Source organism: Xylanibacillus composti (assembly GCF_018403685.1).
GTDB lineage: Bacteria > Bacillota > Bacilli > Paenibacillales > K13 > Xylanibacillus > Xylanibacillus composti.
The window spans coordinates 22368-28691 of record NZ_BOVK01000074.1 but is presented as its reverse complement, the minus strand read 5'-3'; the positions used below and the strand labels follow the sequence as shown (position 1 = coordinate 28691).

Genomic DNA, 6324 nt, shown 5'->3' with positions numbered 1-6324 from the left:
CAAAACCAATCCAAGCTTACCACAACAAAGCGTTCGTTCCAAGATGCAATGTACTCACAGCACAACGGCTATTTCGAGGCCTCTTTTTAGACGGCCTCGATCCACACTGAAAGTGACATTTTCTTAGAAAAGTTAAGGTGACATTTTCACAGACTATTGACACACTGTTATTCAAATATCGTCACTAATAGCAGTTCACTAGAGCAACCGTCGTCGCCCTTCGCTAAGCCTGTCCTCTGCTCGGGTAGCCTTTCTTCAGAGCATAACGAGAGAGTTCCTTCGGGGAGGCCAGTCTCGCATACATGCGAAAAATGATTTTGTAACGACTTGCAATTGCAGCCCTCATCGTTTCGTCAATACGTTGATCGCGGAGATCCAGAAGCATTTCGTCCAGTTCTTTCCTCAGCATATAGTCCAACTCTCTGCATTCCTTATCAGTAAATAATAGTCCCAGCACGCTTGGTTTGCTCCCTTCCATTCTTCATTGTTGAACTAACCCGTTTTACTGTTATGCACAACTTTTTCCGTTTTTATGACTTGAACTCGCGACAATCGAGATGGGAGCCGCTTCCCCCTCTCCGTATTCTGGACTGAAAAACCCGTTTACTTTTCTCTCGGATCCTTGCGCATAAGTTGTCTGCTCCCGCATACATTGGTACAAACAAGTACAAGCGAGGAGGTACTGCAAAAGTGAATGTATTCTGGATTCTGAACGGAAATAAAGTTAAAAAAGCGGTCATATTGACGGTCGCTGCCATCTTCGCAGCGGCTATTGTGTATGTGGAAAGCGACAATGTATCGGTTTTCTCATATGATGAACCGACAGCAATATACAGCGTGGACACGGACAAAAAATGGATTGCGCTTACCTTTGATATCAGCTGGGGAGAGGAACGCGCTGAGCCGATATTGGAAGTGCTTCAAGAAAACGGTCTGAATAAGGCTACCTTCTTCCTATCGTCCCCTTGGGCCAAGGATCATCCCGAAATCGTCAAACGTATCGCCGATCTCGGTTATGAAATCGGATCCCATGGCCACAAGCATGCGAACTACAGCGAACTGACGGACGAAGAAATCCGCAAGCAAATCACTACCTCGACTCACATTCTTACAGAGGTCACGGGCAAACGCCCCAACCTCATCCGACTTCCGAACGGGGATTTTGATAAACGCGTTCTCCAGATTTCAGAGGAACTAAATTATAAAGTCATTCAGTGGGGGACCGATTCTAGGGATTGGCGTAATCCAGGAGTAGAGGAAATAGTTAATCGCGTGGTCAAAGGGGCGCACAAAGGAGATATCATTCTGATGCATGCCAGCGATTCATCCAAGCAGACACACCAGGCCTTGCCGGAAATCATCAACAAACTGAGATCGCAAGGGTTTACGTTCGTCACAGTGTCCGAATTGATGAATCAGACGGATTTGCAGGACAAGGAAGTACGCGACAATCCGCCTAAAACCCCTTCCAGCTCTTCATAAAAGCTTCGCCAACCCACCTCGCTATTCGGTTGCCTGCTACAAGAAAAGCCAGACCTGATCGGTCTGGCTCACTTCTATTCACCCGCTAACTGCTAACGTTAGTTCGTTATCTAATACCTGTGCGCTCCAGCGCCTAATTGCCTTGCGCTTGGCTTCCGGTGCCAACCAAAGTATGCAGCTTCAAAATTTGCCATGCATTGCAGGCGAACAATGGAATCATCATGGTAACAATCCCGTTCCAATTGTTTTCCTGCAGCGCCGGGACAGCTTCCAATGCTGTTGCGGTAACCAAGAAAAACATTGTCGGGATCCATGCCGTTTTGTTCGTCATCCGCACTTTCCAATTCGCCATCAGAGCTGACAAGCCAACAAGCAGCGCAGTCAGGAGCATATACGTCCATAAAGGTGAGGAGCCCTCGGCACTATATGGCAAATAAACCAAGTCAAACGCAACGACGACGACCACAATAACCTGCAAGGTCTTCCATAGCACGGGCTGCCGAAAAATAGAAAGAGCAATATAATTTAGTGTCAGATACGCGAAAAAGCCCATTTGACTCAACACGCTGAACATAAGTCCCGCTCCGAACAACTGGACCAAATTAAAGATGTATTCCCCCGTCGTAAAATCGGCTACAAAGGTCCGATCCGTGAACAATAAGATGCTTCCCGGGACAAATGCGGCCACCCCGCCAACCAGCAATGTTGTCCAGAACAGATACCACCATTTTCTTAAAGTCACCGTAGTTTCCCCCATTTGTTTCGACACGAATTCATAGTACATTGTACCAGCCGAAACAGGAAAAAGCCAACGCATTCCGACATAAACCGTGGGGGACACAATGCATACTATCCATAATGACACAATCCTGTCGAAAAGGGGGCTCCCTCATGAATCAACATAGCGCTTGGAGAAAGCTGGGGCCGTGCATTACATGCCTCCTCCTGATCATTGCCTTGCTCTCGGGTTGCGGCACCGATCAGCAAGGCGGCACGATGGATTACAAAGAAGTGAAGTCCATGGTAGTGGATATTTTGAAGACAGAGGAAGGCAAAAAAGCCATACAGGAAGTGCAGCAGGAAGAGGAGCAAAAAAACACTCAAGGTCAAAGTGAAATGAAAATTATGCAAATGCTGAAAAGCGAGGATGGCCAACAAATCCAAATGGCTGTCAAAGAGGTTCTGACCGATCCCAGCTATCCAAAAGTACTGGAACAAATGATGACCGACCCAAAATTCGCCGGCGAATTCGCCAAGGCCGTACAGAAGGAAAACGAAAAATTGCATAAAGACTTAATGAAGGACCCTGAGTATCAAACCATGCTGCTGGAAGTGATGAATAACCAGGAGTATAAGGACTTGATGCTCGATGTATTGAAAGGCAAGGAGTACAGGCAGCAAACGATGACTGTCATGCAGGAAGCTTTGGAGAACCCGCTGTTCCGCCTTGAATTGATGGAACTGATGAAGAAAGTGATGGAGGAAGAGAGCAAGCCGAAGAAAGAACAATCCGGCGGTGGAGAAAGCGGCGGCGGCGGTGGCGGAGAAAGCGGCGGTGGCGGTGGCGGTGGCGCGGGCGGAAGCTAAGCCACGAAGACAAACAAGCCCTAGCCGGATTGGCTTGGGCTTGTTCGATTATGTTAACGGGTTTTGCGAATGATTTGCTCGGCAATTTCGTTATATATCTGTCCAATGGCAGTGTCCGCTTTATAGACGGATGGCGAAAAATCCGGTTCTTGAGGGTGATTGTCCGGTACGCCAAGAGGAATATGCGCCAACAAGTCAGTGTGCAGTTCTTCCGCGAGCTTGGCTCCGCCGCCCTTGCCGAACACGTAGTCCTTTTGACCACAGGCAGAGCATTCATAATAAGCCATATTCTCCACAACGCCCAAAATTTCATGGTTGGTATGAACAGCCATGGCCCCAGCACGAGCTGCCACAAAAGCCGCTGTTGCATGAGGGGTTGTGACGATGATCTCTTTGCTTTGCGGAATCATCTGATGTACGTCCAGGGCAATATCTCCGGTTCCTGGCGGCAGATCGAGCAGCATGTAGTCAAGCTCTCCCCAATCGACTTCAGAGAAGAAATTCCGCAGCATTTTGCCCAGCATCGGGCCACGCCAAATAATTGGCGCATTGTCTTCCACGAAAAAACCCATCGACATTACTTTGACTCCGAACCGCTCCATGGGTTCTATAACATTCTCGCTCTTTAACTGCGGACGTCCCTCTAACCCCATCATATCCGGAACGCTGAAGCCGTAAATATCCGCATCGATGATGCCTACCCGCTTGCCGCTCCTTGCCAATGCCGTTGCGAGGTTGACGGTGACAGTCGATTTGCCTACGCCCCCCTTGCCGCTTGCCACCGCGATAAACGTCACTCCCGATTGAGGGTCCAGAATATCGCTTTTCAAGTCCAGTCCGTGCGTATGCTGCTGAGCTGTCGTGCCATTCCGCTGCTGGCCCGATCCATCTCCAGTCGATAGTCCGGCAGCTTTATCAGCTTCCTGTTTTTCGAAATCGGTCATTTGCCGCATCCTGACATGAACTTCACTCTCGCTCATGGGACCTAATACTGCGCGAATCTCTTCCTCTAGCGATGTGGCGAGTTGCGGATCGGCAACCATGACCGTCATGGCGATTCGGCCTTCCTTGATCATCACGTCCCGGACAAGGTTCAATTCCGTAAGACTGCGTTTATAGCTTGGTTCCTGTATGGATCGAATCGCATCCAACAGCTCTTCCTTCGTAAGCATATCCTTCACTCCGTTATGTAGTAAATGTCCTTCTTTTTCTTGCTAGGTCCATTATACCACAACTAAACTAAGAACCAACTTCCTCCCCTGAAGCAAATCGCAGGATCGCTTGATAGATCGCAGCCGCCATCTGCTTCTGATAATCGGGGTCTGCCAGACGTTCCGCTTCCGCAGGATTCGAGAGGAAACCAACCTCGACCAAAGCGCTTGGAATCGCAATAGCTTTAAGCAAATACACATTGTCCACCGTTTTCGTGACACGGTGTGTATCGACGACTGTGCGTTTGATTTCGTTCTGAATCAACTCCGCCAACCGCTTATTGTCCGGGTGTTGATTCGCATAGTAGAATGTTTGGGGACCGTACCACCTCGATGAGCCAATGGCATTCATATGGATGGTCAGGAACAGGTCTGCGCCACTATCCCGGATCAGTTCAGCTCTGCGCAGCAAATCTTGGCGCTTACGGCCGCTCCTCATATTGGCATCCGCCAAGTCCGTATCGGTCTCACGCGTCATGACAACGAGAGCCCCCGCTTCTTGCAAATAATCGCGCAAATACAGGGTGATTGCCAAATTAATATCTTTCTCCAGCAAACCTGTCGCACTCGTAGCACCGCCATCGGGTCCTCCGTGGCCGGCATCGAGCGCAATGGTTCGTCCCGACAGCGGGAGACTCCAATGCTCCCATGTTTTCATCGATGGCCAGTCATACGTCAATACCCAAACCGCCAGTAGGATAACCAATGCGGCCAGCCCTACTCTGCGCTTGCTCCGGTAAGACAGCCAGAGTACAATACGCTGCTTGCGTTTTGGCATAGCAAAAAACACCCCGTTCCCAAGATGGACTCTCTACCATCTATATGGGACGGGGTGTCTGATTATGACAAGCTCTCGCTTATTCCTTGACCGGCTGCAGTTCCCGCATGCCTTCAATCAGAATCTGGGCGACTTCCGGACGGGAGAACTCTGGAGGCGGGCATTGTCCGTCGCGCAGTAATGCGCGTACTTTCGTACCGGACAGATGCATATGATGCTCCTTATCGTGCGGACAAGTCTTGCTCGAAGCCATGTTGCCGCACTTCTTGCAGTAGAAGCTGTGCTCGAAGAACAACGTCTTGATTCCGATCTCTTCCTCGGTGAAATTCGAGAAGATTTCTTGCGCTTCATAAGTGCCATAGTAATCGCCAACGCCAGCATGGTCACGCCCTACGATAAAGTGTGTACAGCCGAAGTTTTTGCGAACCATGGCATGGAAGATCGCCTCTCGCGGACCTGCATACCTCATGGCAGCCGGGAACACACCGAGGAAAACACGATCCTGCGGATAATAATTCTCCAACAGCACAAGGTAGCTCTTCATCCGTACATCTGCAGAAATATCATCAGACTTCGTTTCGCCCACGAGCGGATTCAGGAACAAGCCGTCCACAATTTCCATCGCACATTTTTGAATGTACTCATGCGCACGGTGAACCGGGTTGCGAGTTTGGAAGCCGCAAACTGTTTTCCAGCCTTTCTGTTCGAACAGCGCTCTCGTCTCAACCGGATCAAAGTAAAACTCCCGGAATTTGCTGCGCTTCGGACGATTCAGCACTTGAATCGAGCCGCCCACATATGTGTTTGGCCGCTCATAAAGCTTCGCTACTCCAGGGTGAGCCACTTCATCTGTCTTGAATATCTTCTTCGCTTCATTCGCTTGATCCACTTCATAAATGCTTTCTACATTTAGTATGGCGTAGATCACTTGGTCGTCTTCGCCGACAAGCGCCGCTTGCCCGCCCACTTGAAGCTTGCCCTTGGTTGGCTCATCTACGGCCAAGGTGACAGGAATGCTCCAAACAAGTCCATTCGCCAACCGCATGCGTTCCACAACGGACTGATAGTCTTCTTCATTCATAAACCCAGTCAGCGGCGAAAACCCGCCTACTGCAATCAAGTCAATATCCGATATCGTCCAGTTGTTCACACGAATGACAGGAAGCGTGGAGGCCGTTTGCATCAGACGTTCGCGCTGCTCTCCTTCAACCAGACGATTGACCAATGTGCCGCCATGCGGCTGTATTGTAGGCATAAATCTGTATC

Annotated in this window: 7 protein-coding genes; 2 read left to right on the top strand and 5 right to left on the bottom strand. The window is 49.7% G+C overall.

Annotated elements, in window-relative coordinates:
- Nucleotides 1-223 precede the first annotated feature (223 nt).
- A complete protein-coding gene (locus XYCOK13_RS20075) occupies nucleotides 224-457 on the bottom strand; it encodes a hypothetical protein (protein WP_213414033.1) in 234 nt (77 codons plus the stop codon).
- Between the two features lie 233 nt (nucleotides 458-690).
- Here XYCOK13_RS20075 and pdaB point away from each other — a divergent pair, with 233 nt between their 5' ends.
- Nucleotides 691-1482, top strand: a complete 792-nt coding sequence (gene pdaB, locus XYCOK13_RS20070; protein WP_213414032.1) for a polysaccharide deacetylase family sporulation protein PdaB — start codon at nucleotides 691-693, stop codon at nucleotides 1480-1482.
- Nucleotides 1483-1615: 133 nt separating this feature from the next.
- Here pdaB and XYCOK13_RS20065 read toward each other — a convergent pair whose 3' ends face one another.
- Nucleotides 1616-2224, bottom strand: a complete 609-nt coding sequence (locus XYCOK13_RS20065) for a KinB-signaling pathway activation protein (protein ID WP_213414031.1) — start codon at nucleotides 2222-2224, stop codon at nucleotides 1616-1618.
- Between the two features lie 149 nt (nucleotides 2225-2373).
- On the opposite strand from XYCOK13_RS20065, the gene gerD reads away from it, so the two are divergent.
- Nucleotides 2374-3069 carry a spore germination lipoprotein GerD gene (gene gerD, locus XYCOK13_RS20060; protein ID WP_213414030.1) on the top strand — a complete coding sequence of 232 codons (696 nt, stop codon included), beginning with the start codon at nucleotides 2374-2376 and terminating at the stop codon, nucleotides 3067-3069.
- Nucleotides 3070-3122: 53 nt separating this feature from the next.
- On the opposite strand, the gene salA is transcribed toward gerD, so the two are convergent.
- The 3 genes from salA to sat form a co-directional block, all read right to left on the bottom strand.
- On the bottom strand, nucleotides 3123-4241 hold the full coding sequence (gene salA, locus XYCOK13_RS20055; protein WP_213414029.1) for an iron-sulfur carrier protein/transcriptional regulator SalA: 1119 nt from the start codon (nucleotides 4239-4241) through the stop codon (nucleotides 3123-3125).
- Between the two features lie 67 nt (nucleotides 4242-4308).
- Nucleotides 4309-5058, bottom strand: a complete 750-nt coding sequence (cwlD, locus tag XYCOK13_RS20050; RefSeq protein WP_213414028.1) for an N-acetylmuramoyl-L-alanine amidase CwlD — start codon at nucleotides 5056-5058, stop codon at nucleotides 4309-4311.
- Nucleotides 5059-5137: 79 nt separating this feature from the next.
- Entirely contained in the window at nucleotides 5138-6313 is a 1176-nt protein-coding gene (sat, locus tag XYCOK13_RS20045; RefSeq protein WP_213414027.1) for a sulfate adenylyltransferase, read from the bottom strand.
- Nucleotides 6314-6324 lie beyond the last annotated feature (11 nt).